The 26,308-nt window shown below is 38.9% G+C and carries 22 protein-coding genes; 9 read left to right on the top strand and 13 right to left on the bottom strand.

The window, feature by feature from the left end; translation table 11 throughout:
• The first annotated feature begins 64 nt into the window (after nt 1-64).
• Nucleotides 65-2,449, top strand: a complete 2,385-nt coding sequence (locus ACPFYS_RS00900; RefSeq protein ID WP_427877001.1) for a DNA gyrase/topoisomerase IV subunit B — start codon at nt 65-67, stop codon at nt 2,447-2,449.
• Nucleotides 2,450-2,606: 157 nt separating this feature from the next.
• On the opposite strand, the gene ACPFYS_RS00895 is transcribed toward ACPFYS_RS00900, so the two are convergent.
• Nucleotides 2,607-3,716 (bottom strand): type II TA system antitoxin MqsA family protein, encoded by a 1,110-nt coding sequence (locus tag ACPFYS_RS00895; protein ID WP_427877000.1) that lies wholly within the window; start codon nt 3,714-3,716, stop codon nt 2,607-2,609.
• Between the two features lie 341 nt (nt 3,717-4,057).
• Here ACPFYS_RS00895 and ACPFYS_RS00890 point away from each other — a divergent pair, with 341 nt between their 5' ends.
• The 4 genes from ACPFYS_RS00890 (at nt 4,058) to ACPFYS_RS00875 (ending at nt 5,981) form a co-directional block, all read left to right on the top strand.
• Complete coding sequence (locus ACPFYS_RS00890; protein WP_427876998.1) at nt 4,058-4,240, top strand: hypothetical protein; 183 nt, start codon at nt 4,058-4,060, stop codon at nt 4,238-4,240.
• A complete protein-coding gene (locus ACPFYS_RS00885; protein ID WP_427876996.1) occupies nt 4,233-4,478 on the top strand; it encodes a DUF3791 domain-containing protein in 246 nt (81 codons plus the stop codon). The genes ACPFYS_RS00890 and ACPFYS_RS00885 overlap by 8 nt, the downstream gene beginning before the upstream one ends.
• Nucleotides 4,479-4,519: 41 nt before the next feature.
• Nucleotides 4,520-4,720 carry a DUF3791 domain-containing protein gene (locus ACPFYS_RS00880; RefSeq protein WP_427877552.1) on the top strand — a complete coding sequence of 67 codons (201 nt, stop codon included), beginning with the start codon at nt 4,520-4,522 and terminating at the stop codon, nt 4,718-4,720.
• An 82-nt stretch (nt 4,721-4,802) separates the two neighbouring features.
• Nucleotides 4,803-5,981 carry an MFS transporter gene (locus tag ACPFYS_RS00875; RefSeq protein ID WP_427876994.1) on the top strand — a complete coding sequence of 393 codons (1,179 nt, stop codon included), beginning with the start codon at nt 4,803-4,805 and terminating at the stop codon, nt 5,979-5,981.
• A 164-nt stretch (nt 5,982-6,145) separates the two neighbouring features.
• Here the strand turns inward: ACPFYS_RS00875 and ACPFYS_RS00870 are convergent, their stop codons facing one another.
• Nucleotides 6,146-8,809, bottom strand: a complete 2,664-nt coding sequence (locus tag ACPFYS_RS00870) for a DNA gyrase/topoisomerase IV subunit A (RefSeq protein ID WP_427876992.1) — start codon at nt 8,807-8,809, stop codon at nt 6,146-6,148.
• Between the two features lie 171 nt (nt 8,810-8,980).
• Between ACPFYS_RS00870 and ACPFYS_RS00865 the strand changes: the two genes are divergently transcribed.
• The gene (locus ACPFYS_RS00865) at nt 8,981-10,228 is read left to right on the top strand and encodes an alkaline phosphatase family protein (protein ID WP_427876990.1); all 1,248 of its coding nucleotides are present in this window, start codon (nt 8,981-8,983) and stop codon (nt 10,226-10,228) included.
• A gap of 143 nt (nt 10,229-10,371) precedes the next feature.
• Here ACPFYS_RS00865 and sepH read toward each other — a convergent pair whose 3' ends face one another.
• Complete coding sequence (gene sepH, locus ACPFYS_RS00860) at nt 10,372-11,751, bottom strand: septation protein SepH (RefSeq protein WP_427876988.1); 1,380 nt, start codon at nt 11,749-11,751, stop codon at nt 10,372-10,374.
• A 170-nt stretch (nt 11,752-11,921) separates the two neighbouring features.
• Between sepH and ACPFYS_RS00855 the strand changes: the two genes are divergently transcribed.
• From ACPFYS_RS00855 to ACPFYS_RS00845, 3 genes are all read left to right on the top strand, one after another.
• Nucleotides 11,922-12,215, top strand: coding sequence for a DUF4193 domain-containing protein (locus ACPFYS_RS00855; protein WP_427876986.1), 294 nt, complete (start codon nt 11,922-11,924; stop codon nt 12,213-12,215).
• Complete coding sequence (gene dut, locus ACPFYS_RS00850) at nt 12,215-12,697, top strand: dUTP diphosphatase (protein WP_427876984.1); 483 nt, start codon at nt 12,215-12,217, stop codon at nt 12,695-12,697. Before ACPFYS_RS00855 ends, dut begins: the two co-directional genes overlap by 1 nt.
• Before the next feature lie 152 nt (nt 12,698-12,849).
• Nucleotides 12,850-15,195: a RelA/SpoT family protein gene (locus ACPFYS_RS00845; protein ID WP_427876982.1), complete on the top strand. Its 2,346-nt coding sequence runs from the start codon at nt 12,850-12,852 to the stop codon at nt 15,193-15,195.
• 154 nt (nt 15,196-15,349) lie between these two features.
• On the opposite strand, the gene ACPFYS_RS00840 is transcribed toward ACPFYS_RS00845, so the two are convergent.
• The 10 genes from ACPFYS_RS00840 to ACPFYS_RS00795 all read right to left on the bottom strand — a co-directional run bounded on the left by ACPFYS_RS00840 (nt 15,350) and on the right by ACPFYS_RS00795 (nt 26,286).
• Entirely contained in the window at nt 15,350-15,631 is a 282-nt protein-coding gene (locus ACPFYS_RS00840) for an HU family DNA-binding protein (RefSeq protein WP_004119480.1), read from the bottom strand.
• Between the two features lie 229 nt (nt 15,632-15,860).
• Nucleotides 15,861-18,296, bottom strand: a complete 2,436-nt coding sequence (locus tag ACPFYS_RS00835; RefSeq protein ID WP_427877550.1) for a lysylphosphatidylglycerol synthase transmembrane domain-containing protein — start codon at nt 18,294-18,296, stop codon at nt 15,861-15,863.
• A 96-nt stretch (nt 18,297-18,392) separates the two neighbouring features.
• The gene (purB, locus tag ACPFYS_RS00830; protein ID WP_427876979.1) at nt 18,393-19,835 is read right to left on the bottom strand and encodes an adenylosuccinate lyase; all 1,443 of its coding nucleotides are present in this window, start codon (nt 19,833-19,835) and stop codon (nt 18,393-18,395) included.
• 51 nt (nt 19,836-19,886) lie between these two features.
• Nucleotides 19,887-21,512, bottom strand: coding sequence for an esterase/lipase family protein (locus ACPFYS_RS00825; protein ID WP_427876977.1), 1,626 nt, complete (start codon nt 21,510-21,512; stop codon nt 19,887-19,889).
• Nucleotides 21,513-21,521: 9 nt separating this feature from the next.
• Nucleotides 21,522-21,647, bottom strand: a complete 126-nt coding sequence (locus ACPFYS_RS00820) for a hypothetical protein (RefSeq protein WP_427876975.1) — start codon at nt 21,645-21,647, stop codon at nt 21,522-21,524.
• Nucleotides 21,648-21,841: 194 nt separating this feature from the next.
• Entirely contained in the window at nt 21,842-22,489 is a 648-nt protein-coding gene (locus tag ACPFYS_RS00815) for a DUF6466 family protein (protein ID WP_427876973.1), read from the bottom strand.
• Nucleotides 22,489-23,604, bottom strand: coding sequence for a vWA domain-containing protein (locus tag ACPFYS_RS00810; RefSeq protein WP_427876971.1), 1,116 nt, complete (start codon nt 23,602-23,604; stop codon nt 22,489-22,491). The genes ACPFYS_RS00815 and ACPFYS_RS00810 overlap by 1 nt, the downstream gene beginning before the upstream one ends.
• Nucleotides 23,601-24,728, bottom strand: a complete 1,128-nt coding sequence (locus tag ACPFYS_RS00805) for a vWA domain-containing protein (RefSeq protein ID WP_427876969.1) — start codon at nt 24,726-24,728, stop codon at nt 23,601-23,603. Before ACPFYS_RS00805 ends, ACPFYS_RS00810 begins: the two co-directional genes overlap by 4 nt.
• Nucleotides 24,725-25,261 (bottom strand): hypothetical protein, encoded by a 537-nt coding sequence (locus ACPFYS_RS00800; protein WP_427876967.1) that lies wholly within the window; start codon nt 25,259-25,261, stop codon nt 24,725-24,727. The genes ACPFYS_RS00805 and ACPFYS_RS00800 overlap by 4 nt, the downstream gene beginning before the upstream one ends.
• The gene (locus ACPFYS_RS00795) at nt 25,258-26,286 is read right to left on the bottom strand and encodes a DUF58 domain-containing protein (protein WP_427876966.1); all 1,029 of its coding nucleotides are present in this window, start codon (nt 26,284-26,286) and stop codon (nt 25,258-25,260) included. The genes ACPFYS_RS00800 and ACPFYS_RS00795 overlap by 4 nt, the downstream gene beginning before the upstream one ends.
• Nucleotides 26,287-26,308 lie beyond the last annotated feature (22 nt).

Here is a 26,308-nt window from a genome sequence, read left to right as displayed (position 1 = left end):
AATAAAAGCAAGTGGAAATACGACACTTATTGCTTAATATCAGTAATTTGTGCAAGGGGTAAAAGTGGTCTCTAATAAAGATCGAGAACAGTATGATGCTGATAGCTTGACTGTGCTTGAAGGCTTGGACGCTGTGAGAAAACGTCCAGGTATGTATATTGGTACTACTGACAGCCAAGGTTTAATGCATTGCCTTTGGGAAATTATTGATAATGCTGTCGATGAGGCTTTGGCTGGCGCTTGCAATCATATTATTGTTACTCTTCACGATGATGGTTCTATTGAGGTTGCGGATAATGGACGTGGTATTCCAGTAGATGTTGAGCCTAAAACAAAACTTACAGGTGTTGAAGTTGTTTTAACTAAGCTTCACGCTGGAGCTAAGTTTGGTAATGCTTCTTACAATGCTGCAGGTGGATTGCACGGCGTTGGTTCTTCTGTTGTAAACGCTTTAAGTTTACGTTTGGATGTTGAAGTTGATAGAGATGGCAAAACGCATCACATGGCTTTTCATCAAGGACATCCTGGCGTTTATAATGATGCAGATCCAATGCATCCGTCTCCAGCTTCTCCGTTTAAGCGTACGCGTAAGAATAAACCTACTGAGCTTGAGATTATCGGCACTGTTTCTCCAAAAACTACAGGTACTCGAGTTCGATATTGGGCTGATCCTGAGATTTTTAACTCAACTGCACACTTTAGCTATGAGCAGCTTATTGCTCGCGTGCGCCAAACAAGTTTCTTAGTTCCAGGATTAAAAATTACTGTTATTGACGAACATGTTCCTGAAGGTGAATCGGCAAATATCGAAGAAATTGATTTGCCGGAAGATTCGGAAGACAATGTAGTAGAAGATAATCTTTTTGAAAATAAGCCTGATAATAGCGATGACACTGCGGCTGAATTTGAAGAATTAGAATCTGAATCAACGTTGGAAGACGAAGATGCGTCTGAGGATAGTGAGTCTGAATACGATAAATCTGAAGAGGCTGAATTTGAAGAATCAGCTGCGCAGTCTATTGCAAATTCTGAATCTGCTAACTCAATGCAAAATAAGCATCATCCTCGAGTAGTTGAATTTTTGCATAATGGTGGCGTTAAAGATTTCGTTGATTTTCTTTCAAAAGGTGAAGCAGTATCCGATATTTGGCGCATTTCTGGCGAAGATACGTATGTAGAAGAAACGCAAGCCGTTGATTCTGCAGGAGATTTACATGCCCAGCAAGTGACGCGTAAATGCGGCGTTGATATTGCAATGCGTTGGGTAAACGGTTACGATTCAACGATTATTAGTTTCGTAAACGTTGTTGAAACTCCTGGCGGAGGCATGCACGTAGACGGATTCTTGCAAGGATTGACTAAGCAAATTCGTAAAGCTGTGGAAGATAACGCGCGCAAGCTAAAAGTCAATCTTAAAGATTCGAATACAAAAATTGAACGCGATGATATTACAGCAGGACTGGTTGCTGTTATAACTGTTCGAATTGCTGAACCTCAATTCCAAGGTCAAACTAAGGATGTTCTTGGAACCGCTCAAGTTAAGCCAATCGTTACAAAAATGACCGATGCTCAATTTGGAGAAATGATTTCCGGATCTAAGCGAGGATTCAAAGAGCAGTCTGCCAGAGTTTTGGAAAAAATAGTTTCCGAAATGCATGCGCGCATTCAAGCGCGTAAAACTAAGGAAGTTACTCGCAGAAAGAATGCGCTTGAGTCAGCTTCAATGCCGCCAAAACTTTCTGATTGCCAGCCTGGAAATGACGATGTTGCAGAACTTTTCATCGTCGAGGGTGATTCTGCACTCGGTACTGCAAAAGCTGCTCGTAACTCTGCTTTCCAAGCGCTTCTTCCAATACGCGGTAAGATTTTGAACGTGCAAAAAGCAAGTCTTGCACAAATGCTTTCAAACAAGGAGTGTGCTGCAATTATTCAGGTTGTTGGAGCAGGATCGGGCGCAAGTTTTGATATTTCGCAAGCGCGTTATAACAAGATTGTTATGATGACCGATGCAGATGTTGACGGTGCGCATATTCGTATTCTGCTGCTAACGCTGTTCTACCGTTATATGCGTCCGCTGATTGAGCACGGTCACGTTTATGCTGCAGTGCCGCCGCTTCACAGAATTGCGCTCGCTGGAAAGCACAAGGGTGAGTATATTTACACTTACTCAGACGACGAATTGGCTGGAAAGCTTGATGATTTGCAAGCTAAGGGCATTGATTTTAACAGCGATATTCAGCGTTATAAGGGCTTGGGTGAGATGGATGCGGATCAGCTTGCAGACACAACCATGGACCCTAGAACCCGTATGCTTCGAAGGATTCGCATGGAAGATGCTCAGCAGGCGAGCGAAGTGTTCGATTTGCTGATGGGCGATGATGTTCCTCCGCGCAAACAGTTTATTGTTGATAACGCTGATGACTTCGATCGTTCCAAAATCGATACCTGATTTTGTTATATAAACGTTTTTGTTTATAAGTGAAATAAATTATATTGAACGTGAATTACTCACGAGTATTGATTGCGCGTAAATTACTTACACAAAAATCCTCCTGTCTAGTGAATTACTGCAGGAGGATTTATATGTAGATTAGTTATTTAAATAACTATTTACTGGCAAACATATCTTTCGCATATTGGCGAATGTCATCTGGATTTATCATATTGTACTTTTCTTTTATTTTCGCAAAGTATTCGCCAATTATCTTTTTGCTGATTATTTTATCTGATGAATCATCAGTTTTTAGATTGCCGCGAGTAAGTATCCAAGGCTCCTCATGATGAGTGAATCGTTCAAGTTCTTTACCGCTATAGCAGCAAAGATTTTCAATCACGCTATCGCATACTGCTTTTTCTGTAGCTGATAATGTAGTTGTTAGTTCCGCTGTAAGTCTCGTAATGTCGCTTTTTTGAGTATTTTTGTAATCAGCTAATTTTTCTGATGATTTAATACCTGATATTTCCGCAATTGGTGAATCTATTGGATCAAAAGTGTAGTTTTTATAGCGCAAATAGACGTCTTTATACACAGGTCCATGAACCCATGCTTGACAATCATCGGTAAATATAAACGATTTATAGAACGCAAAGTAAAAACCTTGTATGTAGTATAAGGATTTTTGCAGTGCTAAGGGAGTTATGTCCTCGCACTTTATAAGCAAGTATTGTATTATATCGTTTATTTTGTCACTCGACTTATTGCTATCAAAGTTATTGTTCGCAGAGTTATTTTGTGATTCGTCTATTAGTTTTTGAGTTGCCTTGTAGCTTTTTTCGTAGCTAAGCGCAGATTTCAGATTATTCTTATTACTGATTAATAATTGCAAGTAATATTCCGGGTCATTATAAATGCGTTGCAAAATGTCAGAATATTGTTTTGAGGGGATGTCTCCATCTGCAAATCTAGAAAATGTTTGCTCGCCCCAGCCAAGTAGCAACGAAAGTGGTCGTTTACCTATTGAGTATTTTGCAGGTATTTCGTTGATTTCATCAAGCGGAATGATGTTGTTTTCTTTGCGATACTCGTCATACAATGCTCGAAGATTCGCGTCGATAATTTCGGGTACGTATACGGCAGAACCGCATTCTTTACAGTGTGCTTCTGTGCCAGTGTCGGAATATTGTTTTCCTTTAATAGATGCAGTCGTTGGAACGGATTTTGTTGAGTACTCAACATTATTCCTGCACTCTTCGCAAAATGTTTTATCTGTATTCATTTATTGAAGCTCATTTCTAAAGTCTATTATTATAATCTACGATTTTTTTATGATACAAAAAATAGGTGCAGTTATCAAGAAAAATGCATCTATTGATGCATAAATAATTTCATAAGCATTCTAAAATAAAATTTATTAGTGTAATATTTTTGTTTGATTTGTTTTTATGCTTTAAGATGATATGCAATAAAATATAAATTGAAACTTTTATTTAGTCTAAATAAGGCGTTGAACTCATTTGGTTACTTACAGTATTGCTTATGTTTTTGAATATTGTATCATTTTTATTGTTGCTGATTTCGTCTTTTCCAGTAACGCATATTTTGCGGTAGGAGGGCTATATGACTGATTTAGATGCAATTTCTGATCTATCTACAACAGATTGTGCTCTTTGCAAGAAATATCATATTCCTAATGCTGATACGCTTGCTGCGTTTGAAGAAGCTGAGCAACTGAAATATGATCCTAATGCGAAAACATACAGTTCATTTGATGAGTTTTTGAAAGATCTTGAAGATGAATGACAATAAGCAAGAGGCCTTTGACAAAGATAAGCTTGATTTTGCAATATTTTGTATTGAAAATGTTGCTAAGAAGCTTAATCAAAACCCTCGCGATACGTATGATGCTTTGACTAAGAAAAGTAATATTCTTATGTCTTATATTGTTCCATCTTATGATGTTTTGCACACTCAAGGCAAAGAGTATATTACAAATGACATTATTTCCTTTATGCGTGAAAAAGGTGTGGCAAGTTTTTAGGGGAGTGATGGATTTTGAAGGTGAATCCTGTTTTGTTGCAAATGAAGTATGCGAGGGTTGTAAGTCTTTTAGCTGAGCGTGCTGGGTTGAGCTATGAGCAGGCTCTTGACGTGTTTTATCATTCGGTTACTTACGATTTAATGCGCAATGGCATTTCGGATATGCATTGCATGAGTGACGGATATTTGGTGGAAGATTTGCTTGATGAGATACATGAATCTAGTGAGAAAAACAATTCGTAAATGTTATATTGCTGGCGTTTTTAATCCTACCTAAATCATAATGTTAAAACTTATAACTCGTTTTATGAATTGATGAGTGAATATGATTAACCTTCTTCTTGCTGTTATCTATCTTGCTTTTATTAGTTTGGGTTTGCCGGATGCTCTTCTTGGAGCCGCGTGGCCGGCTATGAGCCACGATGTTGGCGCTCAAATTTCTTGGGCTGGCGGAATATCAATGGTTATTTCTGCAGGAACGATTGTTTCTGCGCTGCTATCTAATAGGCTTACGCATAAGTTTGGTCCTGGAAAAGTTACGCTTATTTCGGTAGCTTTAACAGCTTTAGCTTTACTAGGATTTTCTTTTGCACCAAATTATCTTGTGCTTATTTTTCTAGCTATACCATACGGTTTAGGTGCTGGAGGAGTGGACGCAGCTCTTAATAATTACGTTGCAGTGCACTATAAAAGCTGGCACATGAGCTGGCTTCACTGCATGTGGGGAATTGGAGCTTCTGCAGGCCCTTATGTTATGGGTTTTGCGCTTTCGCACGGTCAGCGCTGGTCTGCAGGGTATCAGTATATAGCTGTTATACAAATTGCACTAACTTTTGTGCTATTAATAAGTTTGCCGCTGTGGAAAAATAATACACGAAAAGAACCGAATAATCTTACTGAGTTAAAGCAACAATCTTCTGGGATGCTATCTTATGCGGAAGTTTTGCGCATTCCGGGAGCTAAGAATATTCTTATTATGTTCTTTTGCTATTGTGCGTTGGAGCAAACTGCAGGATTATGGGCTAGTAGTTACATGGTTTTGCATGGGGGAGTTAGCCGTATTATTGCGGCAGGTTGGGCAAGCTTGTTTTATGTTGGTATTACGTTTGGTCGTTTTGTAAGCGGATTCCTTACTATGCGTTTTAACGATGCAACTATGATTCGTATTGGTCAGTGCGTGATGCTTGTGGGAATTCTGGTATTGCTGTTGCCTTTGCCGAATCATATTGAGCTTATTGCAGGATTTGTAATTGTTGGACTAGGATGCGCTCCAGTTTATCCATGCATTATTCATTCAACGCCTCATTATTTTGGAGTAGATAAGTCTCAAGCTATTGTTGGCATGCAAATGGCAAGCGCATATATTGGATCTATGGTAATGCCTGCGATTTTTGGACTAATTGCACAAAATATTTCTATGATTCTACTTCCAGCTTATTTGCTTGTTCTTCTCGCTGTAATGACTTTTATGCACGTGCGTTTGCTTCGAACTTGCAAAAGTTGACTGTGAAAATTTAGCTTTGCAAAACTCTTTTCGCAACTACTTAACGCAGTAACGACTAAGCGCAGCAAATGTTAATTGCTGTGCTTAGTTGCTGTGCTAATTACTGTATTAATTATCGTGCGCTATTAACATACGATTACACCAATAGCATCAGTTAAGCACAATTAACCAATGTGAGCAATAAGCGACACAAGTTCAGTTCCAGAAGCATCCCTGCGCATATCTGGTTTAGGTAGCTCTACTACAGAACCGCTTTCACTAACGGCATGTAACGGATAATAGCCAACGTATGCATGAATAAGAGTATTTTGCCCTTTAAGGAATCTCTGCGAGCGCACGCCACCAGTGCCACGTCCTTTAGTAGGATACATTTCAAATGGCGTTAATTTTGCAGCACCATTTTCAGTCCCAGGAAGAGCTTCACTATCTCCAGCTACTGTGAATACGACTGTGCCAGTTGCGGAGAACAATCCGTTTTCTCCTTCCTCATAATGCCATTCAATAGCATCTTCTGGCACTACTGCAAATGTTGCTACGCGAGCTCCTTCAGCTAATCGTATTCCAGCCATGCCAGCTGCGGTTCTTCCTTGCGGACGAACATGCTTAGCGTCAAATGTTAGAAGCGAAGAATCTGTGCTAATGAACACTAAACGATCATTATCTTTTGCTGGTGCAGCTGATACAACCACATCATTGTCTTTCAAATCAATAATGCTCCAAGAGTCCATTGTTGTTGGAGCTTCGCAATTCCATCTTTTTACTACGCCGTTTCTTGTTCCTAACGCAAGTGGTGTTGGATTATTTGAAGAATCTAATGCGACTGCTGAAACAACAATTTCGCCTTTAATTGGTTCAGTACTTTCCGTTGATGTTAGTAATTCTTGCGCTTTTACTCCATGCGTAAGAGAAGCTGGCTTTCCTTCTTCAACAGTTAATTGCGGCAAATCTGCCACATGTGCAAGAACTAATCTTCCTGCAGAAGTAATAAGCGCATAAGTTGATCTAGTAGTTGTAGCAAAAATAGAGGAACATGGTGTATCAAAAACATTATTGCTGTGAGAATTCCAGCGTTCTAATACTTCCATGCTAGTGCGTGCAATAAGTCCAGAATTACTTAAAACTACTGCGCAAGGACTGTCGCTTAACTGTAAAGCAACAGCAGCGGCTTGTGAGTCTCCAGTTTTTCTAGCAGCGGTTGCAGCTGCATCTAAATCAGCTTGAGCAGAAGTAAGTTTATTAGCAGAATTAACCGCTTGTATTGCTAAATCTTCAGTATTTTTATTTCCTTTTATTTCAACTGGAGCAAAACTACCATCTTCTTGCTCGTCAAGAAGAATAGTTCTACGAGGAGTATCCCATTGTTTTACAGCATTATCCATGTCGGATATAACAACACGGTCAAGCTCAGTTTCAGAACTTAATATTTGATTCAATTCATCAATTTTTTTGAGTAAATCTTCACGCTCAGATTCAAGCTCAATACGACTCATTTTAGTAAGTCTGCGCAAACGCAAGTCGAGAATATATTGTGATTGAATTTCGTCTAAATCAAATACTTTCATTAACTTAGTTTTTGCGCTATCTGCATCTTCTGAAGATCTAATAACCTGAATAACCTCGTCAATATCAAGCAATGCAAGAAGCAAACCATCAACTAAATGTAAACGTTCCTGAGCTTTTTTACGCCTAAACTCACTTCTTCTACGAACAACAGTTCTGCGATGAGAAATCCAAACGTCTAATAGTTCGCGTAATCCCATGGTATGTGGTCTGCCGTCAACTAATGCAACATTGTTGATTGTAAAACTTTCTTGCAGTGGAGTGTGCTTAAAAAGTTGTGCAAGAACTGCGTTAGGATCAAAACCTGTTTTTATTTCTATAACAAGTCTGGTGCCATTGTGACGATCAGTTAAATCTATTGCTCCAGAAATACCATCTAGTTTTCTTGCTTTAACACCTTGCGAAATACGCTCCAAAACACGCTCAGGTCCAACCATAAACGGAAGTTCTGTAACAATAATCGCTTTTTTACGAGCAGTAATATTTTCAATATGAGTAGTAGATCTAGTAGTAAACGCGCCTCTACCTGTTTCGTAAGCCTCACGAATTCCACTTCGCCCGATAATAATACCGCCACCAGGCCAGTCTGGTCCTGGAACAAATTTCATAATATCGTCCAAAGTAGCATTAGGATGCTTCATAACATATTTTGCTGCAGCAACTACTTCACCCAAATTGTGCGTTGCCATGTTAGTTGCCATTCCAACAGCAATACCAGAAGCACCATTTACAAGCAGATTTGGTATAGCAGCAGGAAGAACAGTAGGCTCTTTCAATTTGTTGTCATAATTTGGCACAAAATCAACAGTGTCTTCGTTAATATCAGCATTCATACCTAATGCTGCAGGAGCAAGACGAGCTTCTGTGTAACGTGAAGCTGCAGGGCCGTCATCAAGCGAACCAAAGTTTCCGTGACCGTCAACTAAAGGAAGACGTAACGAAAATGGCTGAGCTAATCTAACCATAGCTTCGTAAATTGCAGAATCTCCATGAGGATGCAACTTACCCATAACTTCACCAACAACGCGCGCAGACTTCATATACGCATGATCCGGAGATAAGTTCATATTTCCCATTTGATACACAATGCGTCGCTGCACAGGTTTCATACCATCTCTAGCATCTGGAAGAGCACGCGCGTAAATTACAGAATAAGCGTATTCAAGAAAAGATTTGCTCATTTCCTCTTTCAGAGGAGTTTCAACAATATGCTCTTTTACCTTTCTAGGGTCGAAAGACTGTTTAGTTGCATGACGGTGCGAAGGCATAGTTAAGAACTCCTTGAATGAGATTACGGCTTTTAATATTATCAATTTCTATGCACAAATAAGCTTGTGTTCTTTACAAAAACGCTGGTTTTTATAAAAAATACTTATGTAAAACGATTATGTTTATAAAACAATTTTGTTAATTTAGTTCTCAGTGGTTCAATAGTTAGTATGAGCGTTGAAGTACATTCACAGAAGGAACTACTGAGTTTTGTAAATTATGAAGGTTATGGAGACTGGTTTAATAAAACTAGCGAATCAAATAGTGAAGAGCATAAAATTGGTGGCGCTTTTCACTTATCTTCAATTCTTCCTGCACTAACAGACGCTATTGATTTTCCTATTGCTACAGCAGTTCACTCAAATCCAGAATTTTTACGCAATTCTCTTGGAATTCCGAAAGCTAGAGCAGCTGTAGTTGTTCTTGTTGATGGTTTAGGGTACTGGAATATTGTTATGCGTCAGGGGCATGCTCCTTACTTGCGATCACTTTTAAATAACAGTATTAACCAGCGCGCACTCGCAACCTGTATTCCAAGTACTACTGTTGCTGCAATGGCAACATTCGGTACAGGAACATGTCCTGGTTTAACTTCTATGACAGGATATACGCAGAAGAATGCACAAACTGGTGAACTTGCTCAATTAATTCAATTTAAGAATGCTCCTAATCCTACTGATTTGCAGAAGGAACCGACTATTTTTGAGTCTCTTTCTGCGAATGATATTAGAGTAGATAATGTTGGTTTGCCAAAATTTGAGAATTCTCCGCTTACAAATGCTGCTTTTCGTGGAGCTTGCTACATAACGGGAGGTACTGCTCGCGCGCGTATTATGAATGCTGCTGAGACTACTAAGACTCCTGGATTAACGTACTTGTATTTACGAGATACTGATAAGGTTGGCCACAATTATGGTTGGGATTCTGAGCAATGGGTTGCAGCATTCGAACAGGTTGATGCACAGTTGCGTTTACTGCAGAAAAATTGTGCTCCAGGTACGGTTATTGTTATTACTGCAGATCATGGCATGATTCAATCAGATCCTAATAAATGTGTTGATATCGCTAAGAACGCTGATCTAATGAAAGATGTTGCTATGGTGGGCGGTGAGCCTCGTTCTGTAATGCTTTATGCAAGTTGTGATGTAAACCCTGATGATATTGCTTATCGATGGAGAAGTATTCTTGAGGATAAGGCTTTAGTTCGAACTAAAAATCAAGTTATTGATGATGGTGTTTTTGGTGAAGTTAGTTCACAAACCAGGGAAGTATTAGGAGATGTTTTAGTACAAGCTCGCGATGAGTGGACTATTGTAGATTCTCGTACGCAAACAGAAAAAGCTATGAGCTTGCCTAGCGTACATGGTTCTATGACTCGTATGGAAGTTGATATTCCTTGCCTTATTGATTTGGTTTAGTGCTGAATCTTGCTATGCTTCGATTAGCATAGCGAATAAGTAAGTGATAAGTGGATAATAGTGGCGAATAAAAAGTCCGCAAAAACTAAGAGCGTGGAATGAACTTTAACTTTATTCCACGCTCTTTTTAGAATTTATCTAATTTATCCCTCGCCGAATAATATTTCATCCCAGCTTGGTACTGCAGAACGACCAGTACGCTTTTTGTGACGTTCATTTATCGTTTTATCTACAGTATTAGCTTGTACGTCAACAACTTCAGTACGATCTCGTTGAGCATGCGCGTCGTCTGGAAGATTTTCTGCAGAAACGTTCGTAATGCTATTTAAATCGTTCTGGTTTTTTGCTTTATTGTTATCTATATTCTTGCTTGCAGATTTTGCAGGAGATTTTCTAGATAAAGCACTTATTCCAATAACAGTTGTTTCTTTACTATTATTCTTTTTATCTGAACTCTTATCTAATTCTTTATCTAAATTCTTATCTGAAGTTTTATCTGCTTCCGATTTAGAATTATTGACTTTGTTATTAGATGCAGCATTTTCATTATCACTTGTCACGTTTAAAGCATCTTGAGTAAAAGCATTAACATGATCAAGCTTACTGTTTTTAGTGTTTTCTTTAGATGAAACTGTGTTTAAAACAGATTTTTCTTTTGTTGCGTTGGATTTCAAATTTTGTCGGTTTGTAGAAGCCGCATTATTTGATAAAGAACCGTCAGCTGTTTTTGAAGAGGCAATTGTGTCTACAGGAACCGCATTATTATCAGCATTCTTAAGTTCCCACTGTGAAACGGCTCGTTCTATGCGAGCAGAACGTATAGAATTTCCAGGAAGTTCATCGTGAGAAAATGGGAAGTCAATACTTACAGTGTCTCTGTATGCTCCGCCGAATTGAACTTGTTTTGATGAATCAGATCGCACAGACTCTTCGCCAAGAAGCAGTCTTGAAGAAGGATTGGCGCATGTAACAGTGTTATCATGCATATTCCAAGTCCACTCAGCTTTTATAGTACGAGTAGCAGTTTTGAATTCTGCACTAATTCGCCAAGGTTCTAGTCCTCTTCGAGTAGCATGCCATTTAACTGTTTCCATACCAATATGCGCTTTTGCAAGAGTACGTTCAATAATCTCCGAAAGAGTACGCATATTACTTTGTTTAGGCGCAGGAACAAGTAGGAACTGTTCGATAGCGTACTGTTTTTCTGTTTCAACTCCAGCAGAAAATCTGCGTACTTGTGCTTCACTTACGTGATATCTTTGCGCTACATGAGTCGGATCAACACCGGCACGAATCAAAGCCTGAATTTGAGAAATAGGCAATGTTGCAGTATTTGTTTGTGCAACATCATTAGCGTCTTTATCATCGCTTTGCTTACGAGTTCTACGTTGAGCTTCAGCAATGGCGCGTTCCAGCGTGTCGTCAAAATGAACTACCAGCGGCGTGTTTTCACAAATGAAAATCAAATCACCGTCAGCATTCACATGATCGAAACTCGCCTCTTTTGGCGGATTTTCAAGCATTGTGCACCACTTTCTTCGCATATAACAATACTAAATACATACTTTAGTCCATAGTCTGCATTCTGACTATTTTATATTAAATATAAGAAATTAGTTACATGAGGGGGTAGGTTACTGTATGCTATGCGCGTAAGGGTAAGTAAAGTACTCTAGGAGACGAAAGGACCATAATGGCACAGGATTATGATTCTCCTCGTAGCAAAGATGAGGACGAGGAGTCATTGGAAGCTTTGAGCAAGGGTTCACAAAACTCTGCTAGCGACATTGACGATGATGAGAATGCCATTGCTGAGGATTACGAACTTCCTGGCGCTGATTTAAGTAATGAAGATGCGTCAGTTACTGTTATCCCTATGCAGGGTGATGAATTTATATGTTCAGAATGCTTCCTTGTGAAGCATCGTAGTCAGCTTGCGGAAACCACTGCTGACGGACAACCTATTTGTAAGGAGTGCGCTGCCTGATGTCATATGACGAGACCTATACTGGCCCCGAACAGGTAGAAGTGCTTATTAAATATCTTGATAGCAATACGACTTCTCCAATGAAACCGCTTTGCTACGCACATGCTGGAGATGCAGGAGCTGATCTACGAACTACTCAAGATTTTATTTTGCGACCTTTTGAGCGTGCTCTTGTGCCTACTGGAATTTCAATTGCGCTTCCATGCGGTTACGTAGCTTTAGTGCACCCACGTTCTGGTCTTGCTGTGAAGCAGGGCGTGACAGTTCTTAATGCTCCAGGAACCGTTGACGCAGGCTACAGAGGTGAAATTAAGGTTCCTCTTATTAATTTGGATTCAGAACATTCTGTAGAATTCCATCGTGGGGATCGTATTGCTCAGCTTGTTATTCAGAGATATGTAGAAGCACAATTTATACCTGCTGAAACACTTCCAGGATCTGACAGATCAGATAAAGGATTTGGATCAACAGGAATACAATAATCTAAATCGTGTAAAATCCGACCAGTTTTTACTGAGTCGGATTTTATTGTATTTTTGTGTAAGAAAAAACTTGTGCAATTATTTTTTATTTTCGTGTACACGAAGCGTTTCTGAACGCTAGGATAGTAATAAACACGGGAGGTGCGGCTACTATGGGCGAGAAAAATGACGATATTAAAAGTGCTAATAAGCTTGGATGCGAAATTAGCAACGACCCACGCAACCCATTATGTCCAATATTGCGAATGTGCCAATGGCATCATCCTCAAGCGAATATGGAAATTCTTCATCGCGCATACGATAGAGCAGTAAAACAGCATACAGGGCAAAGACGCAAATCCGGTGAACCGTATATTATTCATCCACTTGCAGTAGCGCAGATTCTCGCAGATTTGGGTATGAGCCCTATCGTTGTAGCTGCAGGACTACTCCATGACACAGTTGAAGACACTGATTATACGTTGGAAGAATGTAGAGCAGAATTTGGTGACACAGTTGCAGGATTAGTTGACGGCGTTACAAAAATTTCAAAAATGGAGTATGGCGACAGTGCTCAGGCAGAAACAATTCGCAAAATGATTGTTGCAATGAGCCGTGACGTCAGAGTTCTTGTAGTAAAACTAGCAGATCGTTTACATAACGGTCGCACATGGAGATACGTAAAATCAACAAGTTCACACAAAAAAGCGAGAGAAACTCTTGATGTTTACGCTCCTCTCGCAAACCGATTAGGCATGAACGCCATTAAAACAGAACTTGAAGAGTTAAGTTTCAAAGTACTTTATCCAAAAATTTATAATGAAATAGTTGTACTTGTAGCCCGACGAGCAGGACAGAGAGAAGTATACTTACGACAAATTCTTGAAGAAATCAACTCTGATTTATCCGAACAGCGTATTCAAGCTTCCGTAAAGGGACGTCCAAAAGATTACTTCTCCATCTACCAGAAGATGATTGTTCGAGGACACGATTTTGAAAATATTTACGATCTTGTAGGCGTACGAATCATAGTCGATTCCATACGCGACTGCTATGCTGCTCTTGGAGCTGTACATGCACGCTGGAGCCCTGTTCCTGGACGTTTTAAAGACTATATAGCCACTCCAAAACTAAACATGTATCAAAGTCTTCACACCACGGTTGTAGGCCCTGGAGGAAAGCCTGTAGAAATACAGATACGAACCTGGGATATGCATAGGCGAGCAGAATTTGGTATCGCAGCCCACTGGAAGTATAAAGCAAACGGACAAGCCGGAAGAGCTTTAAGCAAACCAGATAGCAACGACCGCAAACGCGAAGGTGAGCTTGAAGATAAGAAAGAATTAAGTGAAGCAGATAATCTTAAATGGATTCAGCAGCTTGCCGATTGGACCAGCGAAACACCTGATTCAGACGAATTCTTAGGATCTTTAAAACAAGATTTGGGTGCTTCTGAAGTATACGTATTTACTCCAAAAGGAAGCATAGTAGCTCTTCCTGCAGAAGCAACTCCTGTTGATTTTGCATATTCTGTGCACACTGAAGTAGGTCACAGAATGATGGGCGCTCGCGTAAACGGTAGGCTTGTTCCTCTTGATACGAAACTTGTTAATGGCGATACTGTAGAAGTTCTTACGTCAAAATCAGATACTGCTGGCCCTTCTAGGGATTGGCTTAGCTTTGTAAAAAGCCCTAGAGCAAGAAATAAGATTCGTCAATGGTTCAGTAAGGAACGCCGTTCTGAAGCGATTGAAGAAGGAAAAGATGAGCTTACTCGCGCAATGCGAAAGCGTAATCTTCCACTTGCTACTCTTATGACACCACAGGCTCTTATTGGTGTTGCCGATGAGCTTAATATTCCAGCTAATGTAGATTCTGTATATGCTGCTATTGGCGAAGGTCAGATTTCTACTCAGAATGTTATTTCACATCTAGTGAAAGATGCTGGAGCTGATGAAGTTGCAGAAGAAGTAGAGCAGGAAGCTTTACCTCTTAAGAAGGTGGAACGAAATCGCAAGTCACACGGCGCTCTAGGGGTATCTGTACGCGGAGTAGGAGACGTATGGGTAAAACTTGCAAGATGCTGCATGCCAGTTCCTGGTGACGACATTATTGGCTTTATAACACGCAATCAGGGCGTATCTGTGCACAGAACAGATTGTCAAAATATGATTGACTTGCAAAAGTCACAGTCTGAGCGCGTAATACCTGTTCAGTGGACCAGTGATAAAGGCCTATTCCTTGTTAAAGTACAAGTTGAAGCACTTGATAGACAACATCTCCTTTCAGATGTAACTAGAGTTCTTTCAGATCATGGTGTAAACATTCTTTCTGGAACTATTGCTACTGGAGATGACAGGGTTGCTACAAGCCAATTCACTTTTGAGATGGCTGATCCTCAGCATCTAGCAACTCTTCTTGCAGCTATACGAAAGATTGAAGGCGTATTTGACGTATATCGTATTACTGGTGCAAAAGATAGTGCTGAACCTCGTTTGAGAAAAATGGAACGAGAGTAATTAGTGTATAAAAAGCGCTATTCTTACATACTTAAAATCTTTAAAAGTTGTGAGAATAGCGCTAAATTTTTAAACAAAAAAATTAAGGACGTTCCAACAACGGAACGTCCTTAATTGTTCTCCACACACAAATGCGTGTATCACACATTCAGCCTCAGGCGGTAACAGCCTTCTTAAGCAGGGAACCAGCAGAGATACGTACGCCATAAGAAGCAGGAATCTTGATGGTTTCACCGGTACGCGGGTTGCGGCCAGTGCGCTCAGCGCGCTTTACGCGCTCTGCAGAGAACAGGCCAGTGAGCTTCAAACCTTCACCGGACTGCAAAGCCTCAACGAACACATCCTGGAATGCGTTGACGGCGGCTTCGGCCTGCGCCTTAGTCAGGTTGGACTTCTGAGCGATCTTCGAAACGAGATCAGACTTGTTGTATGCCATGCAGCATCCTTTGTGCTAGGGGCCTTCATTTCTTAAATTCGAAGACCACGTTCATACTCGATATTAGTACAATTTCCCTACAAATACCTCATTTTTAGCCGTTTTTATAAATATTTCTTATAAAAATTTATTAAAAAATAACATATTTTGTCCTACAAATAACAAAATAGGATACTAAGAGAGAAACATTTATACAATATATGCCAAAATGCAGCAAAATGAAGTTTTTTTATATCATTTCCTTGCTACTAAGCCAATGCATTGCCATAGCTCCAATAGGAATACGCAACCAGTAGAACATGAGACGGTACAAAAGAGTTGCAGAAAGAGCAATAGTTGGAGGAATTCCTACTGAAGTAAATGCAAATGTCAAAGATGCCTCGACTGCACCTAAACCGCCAGGAGTTGGAACTGCAGAGCCTGCAGCATTAGCTAACAGGAACAGTAGTATAGTTTCCAAAGGATTTGCATAATATCCGAATGCTAGAAGAGCAATCCAATAACCAATACCAATAGAAGTTACAAGAATTACAGCTCCAAATAATCCAGAAAAAAGCTGATAAGGATCGCTCACAATATCTTTAATCTGCTTACCGTAATCAGAAAGCAGTGGAAGATATCGCCTTCTAATAGCATTACGAATCTTAGGAACAGCCATGCAAACGCAAATCACTAAAGTAACAATTCCAATAACAGTTACCAGCATATGGGTTGGAATCATACCGGAAAGAACATTTCTTCCAGTAAAAATACCAATAACAAGAAGGAACATTGATGTTACTAAAGCCTGAATAAGCCAAACAGCGCTAGTAACAGCTGTAGCTTGAGCATTATCGTAACCGTTTTTACGCAAAAGTTGCATATTAACGAATGCAGGACCAACTCCAGCTGGCATAGAAACAGCAGTTAATCCAGACGCTGCTTGAGACATAAATAGGGTAGTAGCACCAGGCTTATCCTCATCCATAAAAGCGCCAAGAGTAATAGAAGATCCAACCCAAGCTGACATACTACACACAAAGCAAAGTAGAACCAGTACAGTATCGGCATTACGAAGAGCAATAGCAACTTCTTGAGCATGAAGTTGCGTAATCGTAACAACAACAGCAACAAGAGCTAAAACCAGGGTCACAAAGAATCTCAAATTGAAACGAGAAAGACGAACAGTATCGTAATCATCCTCGTCAGTGTGCAAAGCAACTTTTGCACTCAAACTAACGCGTAAACGTTCAAAAAGTTTCTTATTCCAAGAAGGAAGAGACCTGGTAGAAGCAGGAATAGCAGCTTTTTGCATAAACGGAAGTACAGCAGCTAACTTCTCAGCACCCCAGGCATCCATTGCGGCTTCTATAGCCTGATCAATCGTAGTGCAAGCAGCAATTAACGTAAGTAACTGCACTTTATCAAGCGCAATATTAGTTGTATCGCTAGCAACATCACCATTTTGCCAACCAGCAATAACAGGAGTGTTATCTTCTAATCTTGCCAAAGTTTCAGGAGTAATACGACCATGCGTAATTCCACGAGTATTAGCAGCATCAAGGTAGCGCATAAGCTTTGCAGAATCTTCAACGGTTAGCGTATTAAGATTACACGGCACAAGAGAGTTAGAAGCGTGAAAAACCATTATAGAAGACTTATCACTATCGCTTACACCGTAAACGTTAGCTGTTGGCAAGTGCAAATTACGTAGCACTAAAATCATTGATAAATGATGATGAACAGAGTGGCGAGCCGAACGATCAGTGCGCATAGAAATATCAATCAAACGCGCCCACTGCCACAACTGATTTAAGTATCCTGGCAAATGCACTTGATTATCTAGTACTGAAATTACATAACGCATTCCATGAATATCAGTAGCGTCATAAAGTCTAGAATTTTCAATTAAATCATCATCTAAACTAGAACGCAAAACTCCAGTATGATCAGCTTGCTGAGTGCGACGTGTAAGTTGCGTTAAATTATCAATACCAATATTTTGCAAAGCAAGAACAATATCGTCTCCCCAAGCTCCCTTACTTTGAGTACCTTTTGCAAAACGAATAAGTGTTCCAATTGCTCGTCCAACACAATAAGAAACAATTACTCCAGCGTACGAATGCCACGATGCAAAAAGAAAAATAGCTGTAGAAATAAACAGAGCATTCCAACCCCATTTAACATGCTTATATTCTATGTGCGGACCACTAACAGTTAAAAACGCAACTAAAACTGCATAAATATCTGGAAGAAGCTCAGTAGACGCTCCAGAAGACTGAGAGCGCATAGCATCTAAAAGTACGATATTATTCGTAGAAAATATTACATAAGAAAAAAGCCATATAGCGCCGTAGCTTATAAAAAGCGTAATAACAGATATAGCTGTATCAAGCCAACGTTTAGCATTTACCATATGAGCTATGACTTCAGCAACAACGATAAGAGTAACAGCCTGCTGTAAAAGAGAACATGGTAAACCGTTTACCATCAAACTAAGTAATTTACCAGCACTTTTAGCATCACGTTCAACGCCAGCAGTTGTTGCAGAAAGCCACAAAGTCGACATAATCATTGCAGCAGCAATAGCTATAGAAGTAATAGCATATAACAAATCAGCCCAGCTACGAACTAAGCTCGGCTGTGAGTCTTCTATAGTCAGATTTGGGTTAATTGCTGATTTCATACTCATTGTTGTTATCTAAATGTGGCCAGCAGAAGTTTACCACTGGCCACAACATTACAGAAAAACGATGTAATTTATGTAAAAGTTCTTCCGATTTTACTTTATGAAGTCTACGAGCTTTGAAGCAAGACCCGTATAAGTTCCAGGAGTTAATGCTTTTAGATGAGCAGCAGTGTTCTCGTCGAAATCATGCGAAGCAATAAAATCTTCCACATCTTTTTTAGAAATTTGGTGACCTCGCATAAGCTCTTTAACCTGCTCGTATGGTTTCTCCATGCCTTGCACTCCAGCAATTTCTTGAGCACGCATAGCAGTTTGAATAGGCTCGCCCAATACTTCCCAATTATCATCCAATTCTTGAGCCATTTTCTGCTCATTTGGATGTATAGAATTAAGTCCACCAAGCAAATTATTCAAAGCTAGTAGAGCGTAACCAAAAGCAGATCCAATGTTTCTCTGAGTTGTAGAATCCGTAAGATCCCTCTGCCAACGACTCTCTGTAAGAGTTGCAGATAACGTATCAAACATTGCACACGAAATCTCAAGATTAGCTTCAGCATTTTCGAAACGAATTGGATTTACCTTATGCGGCATTGTAGAAGATCCTGTAGCACCCTTTACAGGCACTTGTACGAAAACACCTCGAGAAATATACATCCAAACATCAACAGCAAGATTGTGAAGAATATGATTGATGTGACTTACTGTACCGTAAAGCTCAGCCTGCCAATCGTGACTTTCAATCTGAGTTGTAAGAGGATTAAAAGTAAGACCCATTCTGTTAGTAACAAACTCTTGAGCAATACCAAGCCAATCAGCTTCTGGGAAGGCAGCCAAGTGCGCTCCATAAGTTCCGGTAGCACCATTTAACTTACCTAAATACTCTTGAGCATCTAAACGCTTCTGCTGTCTAAGTAAACGGTACGCAAATACTGCAAGTTCTTTTCCTAAAGTAGTAGGGGTTGCAGGCTGACCGTGAGTTAAAGAAAGAAGTGGCATCTCACGATATTCCTGCGCTTTTTGCGTTAGGAAATCAACAATTTTATTCAAATTCGGCCTATAAACGTTTTCTACTGCATTTTTCACGCAACGAGCAATGGAAAGATTATTAATATCTTCGCTTGTGCAAGAAAAATGAACTAACGTTTTGAGATTAGATAACTGTGTTTCGTGACCTAATTTCTTTTCTGCCTCATCTAAAGCATCGTCAATGTAGTATTCAACTGCTTTAACATCATGGTGAGTAATAGCTTCATGAGCAGCATGGCGAGCAATACCATCCTTATCAAAAGTCTCAGGAATATTACGCAAATACTCACATTCTTCTTCACTAAGTGGCTTAACGCCATCAACGATAGGAGAGTAGCCATTTGCTTCGTAACCATTTGCAAGAAGAATCATCCATTCGACTTCTACTCGCATTCGTTCACGATTTAACGCTGGTTCACTAAGATATTCCACAAGATCAACAGTCTGATTATGGTAGCGTCCGTCAAGTGGAGTAAGAGCAATTGCAGGAGAAATATCAGTAAGCTTCATACTTGCAAGATTACAGCATCCCCGCGAATCATTGCTATTCTCAAAGTGTTGTTATTGCATAAGGCCCTGCCACAATGTAGTACTTTCCAACTCTCCGTTTATAGTATCTTTAAAATTTTTCTCTTGCGTACGTATAGCTTTAGATCCTAGCCGAGATGCATCATCATAAGCAGCCTCGTGATAATGCAAATCGTGAGTAAGAGTTTCTTCCTCCGGTACTGACTCTACTAAAGAACCGAAATTATATTTACCTTTTGGAAGTAAACTACCAGAGCAAATCACGCTACCATAATTCGGTTTTATAGAAGATTTATTTACGTAACTAGCATGACCTCTAACAGTAACCCAGTTTTTTCGTGAAGGATTTTCTTTTCCGTCAAGATTTGGTACAAGCTCATCATCCATTTCTATGCTCGTTACAGAAATATTTTTAGGAATAGGGTGATTAGCAATAGGAGAGCCTGCGGTAATAACATGCTTAATGTTGTACTGTTTAGAATAATCACTTGCAATACTTGCGGCTACAATTCCACCTTGAGAATGTCCAATAAGAACTACTGAATCGTTACTTTTTATACCAGATTTACGCATTGCTTCTACTACCATTCTTGTACTATCTGCCTGCTTTCTGGTATCACTTCTTATACTCATAACTTCAGCATTTTGCTCCCAGCCAAACGGTGAATGTGATTTACCGTCTGTTCCAGGAATAGTAACCAACCATGATACATTACCGTCTTTTTTCCTAAAACGTTGAATAGCAATTGTTGCAGCATCAGGATTTAATTTTGGAGGTTTTACTCCAAAATTCCCACTACCAAGTTCTGTAAGATTTCTCAAAGCTTGAGATATAGTCCTACCTTCTTCCGGAAATACATTTTTAGAAGAATTTACAGATTGAGGTATTTTAGTAACTTTCAAAGTATTTCCCTGCATTTTGTTTTTGATAGGCGCACTAATTCTACTTAAAGATTCAGAAGCAAATCCAACTGAATTTTCCCAATTATTTTTAATAGCATCAGAATTTTTAACTAATTTATTAAATTGCTTACCAGTAATAACATCAAATTGCATTCCTGTTATTGCATTTAGTATAAAATTTCTGGATAAGCCTTTCATAACACCTTGCTGCAATGGTGCTGTACTACGAGACCATTTAGAAAAATTCTTAAAACCACTATTATTTATGCGATCTTTTAATATAGCAACTCCAGCTCCAGCAAAAAACGGAATAGATAATATTGGCATTACGGAAACTGTATTTGACACAATATTGTCAAATTTTTCGCGAGAATTCTTCTCAGAATCAGAATACAGGTTATTTGCTCGAATAAGAAGTGAAGCTAAAATTTCTAACCTTTTAGATATTTCATTACAACTCCTTGCTCGTGAGCTACAAATAGCCGAAGTTAGTATGCTTCCAGTCATTGGAACAACGCATTGCTCATTTCTTCTTAGCTTACTTGTAATGCTATTGCCTAAATTCTGTCCACCGTAATTTGCTTGAGTGCTTTCCTTAATTTGCAAACTCGATGCAGCATTCATCCACAAAATACTTAACGAAGAAAGTTCTGAGGCTATATTCCTCAATCTACTAGCGCAATTATTGTATGCTTTTTCATCAGCTACAGAAAGTTTTTCCCCACCTGTAACACTTGAAAATACTTTCCAAGGCATAGTTTCCCCCTAATTTTCAAACATAGCTTGCGCTTGCGAAGCAACGTTTTCTAAATCGTTGCGAAAATATTGAGAAGCAGATCCCTGCCACTCACATAATTCATTCGAGCGCAATTCAGCTATAATCTTGTACACGCATTCTTTGGTGCGTGGCACTAACCATTCCCATTCGTAAAAATTTGTCATATGAGCATTACACACAATTTTGTGCTAAATGTCATTAAAAAAATACCATTGTGGATACAGCCTATTAAAAGCGCAAAAATGGCTATACTAAGCCATTTCTAACGCTATTTTGTTTGCATTTTTTGAAAAGTTAAAAAATTTTTTTACCAAGGCTTTGTACTATTACTGCTGTCTCTTGCAGTCCCAATAGTTTTTCCTTTCTGATTATTAGAATCAGCATCATCGCTACTGTCGTCATCAGAGTGTTCGGTATGATTATTATTTTTCAGCAAATTTTCAACTTGATTTCTCTGATTTTTACTTAATTCGGGATTAGATTTCTCGCTAGCCTGCGGATGATTACTTTGAGAAGACTTGCTTTTATCGTTATTATCCTTAGTAGATTTTTCTGAAGTATCTTCGCCATTTACTATTTTTTTACTATTTGAACGTTTTTCGTCTTCAACTTTTTTCTGCAATTCTTTAGTAAACTTTTTAGAAATTTCCGCATTAAGCCTAATGCTTTCCGACAATTCTGGCAAAAGAATAGCGTAACCTTTAGAAGATGCATCATAAAATTCAGCGTCCGTCTGTTGCTGCTGAATTCTAAGCATATCTTTGTCTACATCCAACTTTTTTGAAGCTTTAATATTAGCTATAAGACTTCTTGTGGCAGCGTTATACGCATTCTGCGCGCGAAAATTTGTAATAGCAAAGTAGGAGAGTAGTATCGATAAAATTGCGCATAATACTGAAATTACGCGAATAAAATTCCTCAATGTCACTTTATGATGCTTTTCTAATTTTGCCATCACACCAACCTCCTGGATGTAATTACCCACGATGCTAGTTCACATAGCACAAGCACAGACGCAATCATCGCACAAGGCCAAACTACCGGTTCAGGGCGCAAACGAGGTTTTGCAGTCTCATTATTTCTCCACTGTTTTGAAAGAATACTTTTTGCTTCAGAACCTAGATTATGCTGATATTGCGAATAAACATAAGTTCCACTTACTTCATCAGCAATATTTTTCAAATTATTCTCATCAAGCTTAGAAATTCCAGGATTGCCTGTAGCTGGATCAATAACCCACTTCTGGCTATTGGTATTTTTGCTATTACTACCAGAATTAATAGTTCCGTTTGCCATATCATCAACAGGCTCATCTGAAACAGGAATTTTCTCACCCTGCTTACTACCTACACCAACGATGTAAGAGTGAGTTAAATAAGCGCGAAGTGGAGAATACGAGCGACGCTTTCTACTAGTCGTCTCTTCACCATCACTTATTAAATACATTACAGTAACATCGTCTGGGTGAGCATCATGAATTGATTTAAGCACAAGTAAAGTTTTATTAAGTGGACAGTCAAGACTAGTTCCTGTAGAAATGCCAGTCGGCTCTGTTCTTAAAGCCGAAGCCCAATTATCAATAGCTTTAGTATCAGGAGTTAAAGGAACATCAACTGAAGTAGTAGATCCAAAACGTATAGCACTAAAACTTGCGTTTGCATAAGCTTTAGTTATGTCAGACACAATACTGCGCGCAGCTTCTAGACGCTGAATATTTTTATCTTTTGAGTAAGAAGCATCACGCACATTCATAGAACCAGTATTATCAATTACAATGATAACGTTTGTAGCACTTACTGCTCTTTGCCACGTAGTACGCATAATACTAGGTGTTAAAGCGCAAGTCATAAGAGTAAAGCAGATTGCTATTCGTCTTAATTTCATCCCTAAAGTTTCGTCAGAATTAGTTGAATTACTGCGTTTAAAAGAAAACAGCTCATACAAAATTCCAACAGTGAGAAGAAGAATAAGGATAATCGCAACTGGCCATCCTAAAGTTGGTGAAAACACTAATTTTCCAGCTCCAGGAATATTTCCACTATCTTTCAAGGAAATTGAAGTAAATCTCATCGCTTCATACTCCTTGCTGCAAATAGCCAAATCATAAAACTTAAAATAGTTAGAATAGTCCAAATCCCAGGATCATCACTTAAAGCAGATTGAGTGGATGTCTGATCGGATCCTGAGTGGCGTTTTTCAATTTCTTTTACTAAAGATTCTATAGAATTATCGCTTTTTAAGGTTAAGAAAGCGCCGCCATATTTTTCGATAAGACTTTTCATATTTAAACTTGCAGGATTATTTACGCTTTGTTGAGAACCTGAATATAATCCGTCTACTTTAATACGAGCAAGTTGCGTTAAAATTAGCGCTTTTTGCAAAGTGTAAGTTGGTTTTCCAGATACAACATTATCGGTCGCTAAAACTATGGAAGCAGTTCTGTTGAAACGATTCGCAGCTTTAGTTTCATTGTGAGCATTTCCGTAAATAAAACCAGGAAGCATAGCTGCGCAACTTACTAAACCGTCACCAATTAGCGATGTGGAGTTTTTTCTATTTTGTGTACCGTCTAACCAGTCTGAAATCTGCTGATACTGCTTTCTTTGCATATTATCAATACCATTTTGTGATTGCACGCCATCGAGCAAATCTGAAGCATACTTAAGCTGAGTTTTCACTAAATTATAATCATCAGTAAGAGGGAAAACTGTTCTAGAAGTAGAGTTAAAAATACTCAAACCGATACGTTCACCTTGAAAATGATCAACTAAATTCATATATGATCGCAAAACTTCACGATCGTAAGGAAGAGTAGAGCCAGAAACGTCTAAGCATAGCACAATATCTCTCGAACTTGCTTGCTCATTAGCGTTAAAAACTCTTGCAGGTCTAGCAGCTAAAGCTAGTGTAGAAAGTAAAGTCAAAGAAAGCATTATTGAAGCAAATCTTCTAAGAAGTCTCCATCTTCTCCAAGCTATACTTGCAAGAATTCCTTGAAGATTATCGTCAAGTGTAAACACATAGTTTTCTTCAGAGTGCACATGTTCTGTGAACTGTTTTGATTTTACGAGTGACTGCAACCAGCTAGAAGCTAACACTAATAACACAACAATTACAGAAATAACTATGCCGACGAGCAAAACGAGAGGCCAACACCATCTCCAAGGCCATAATGATTCAAACAAATTGCTCATTTTCGTTTACCTCTCGTTTGCCATCCTTCAAGCAAAGAAAGAACCCACTCTGCTGCCTGATCAACGCTTGCATTTTTGGCTTGAGTGTTGAAATTTTTATCTGCAAATTCAGGAGGATACAATGCTGCTATAGTTTGACGTAGCTTATCAACACCATTCTTATTCGACCACTTATTTCGCAAAGAACCAATCTCTAAAAGAGTATGAGACTCAATATTTTCGCCACTCATAATAGAAATATATTCTTTAGCAACAGCAGATAATTTTGCAAACGCCTCCTCTTTAGTAATAGTTTTATTATGGTATTTAGAAACAATATTATCTATTTTTTCTCTCCAAGCTTTTCTATCGGCATTGTGAGAGTGAGCAGCTTCATCAGCTATTTTTGAAGCCAAATTTTTAGAGGGTACGTGTTTGAATGATAAGTAAATTGCTACTACAGAAATAACAAAAATCAAAATACTTACGAAAACAATGCCTAAAAGAAGGTAATCGTAATGCGCTTCGTTTTGAATATTTTGTATTTTACTCATGCGACAACTCCACTTTTACCTTCAGTATTTTGTACCTCACTATTTAAGTATGAAGTTGATTTAGTAATAAGATGTACTGTTTTTTTGAGAATCTCTTCACTTGATTCAGCGCAAATGTATGTAGCTTTGATTGAAGAAAGAAGATCTTGCATATTGTTAAATCTTATTTCGTCACTATTTTCAACCTCTTGCATAATATTCTTGTCTCGCAAAAATGCTGGAACTTTACGCAAAGTGACTCCATCAATCAAATCTACTTGCTTTGAAGAATCGAAAGGGTTTAATGCATTAATGTTTATAACAATAAGTACATGAGTTTGCGCAATTTTTCGCAACTTATCATTATTTTTGCAAGATAAAGCGTAGTTGTCAGTAACAATAACAATAAGGTTATTATGATTTTTAATGCTTAAAGCAAACGACAGTAAATCATCAATATTTCTGCTATTATGCAAACTTCTAAGTAGAAGATTGTCTATTTCATGTTCAAAATCCGCAAGACTTTTTGAAGGTTTTAATTGCTCAACTTTCTTGCCATCTACTCCTACTAAAGAAACAGCGTCATTACGTTTAATGCTCAAGCTTGCAATAAGTAACGCAGCGTTTGATGCAGCTTCATAAAGAGACTCACCAGATACGCAAGCACCCCTCATTTGTGTGCTTGTATCTAAAAGTATCCACGTTTTAGACGCGCAGCTTCTTTCCCTAGAAGATACCATCGGCTGACCAGTACGAGCACTAGCAGACCAATTCATCATTCTCGCTTCATCGCCAGGCTGCCACGAATGTATATCGATAACGTCGCCTGTACCAAATCTTCTTCTGGAAGAGTGATCTCCTTCAAGCATTCCAATAGATTTTCTTGCAAGAGGCAAATCTGTACTTCTAGTAAGCAATTCAATTCTTCTGCGCACTAAACGAGCAGGCTCAGATAGTACAAGCTTTTTTGAAGAAATATTCTTTCGTAAAAAACTATTAACCGAGTTAATAGAATTAGAATAATTTCGTTCTAAATCTAAGCTCATACTATTAGCATTACTAGCGTTT

This window comes from Gardnerella sp. 2492, from assembly GCF_050320365.1.
Classification (GTDB): Bacteria; Actinomycetota; Actinomycetes; order Actinomycetales; family Bifidobacteriaceae; genus Bifidobacterium.
Note: the sequence above shows the minus strand (reverse complement) of the source record. Positions and strands in the feature narration are given on the sequence as shown.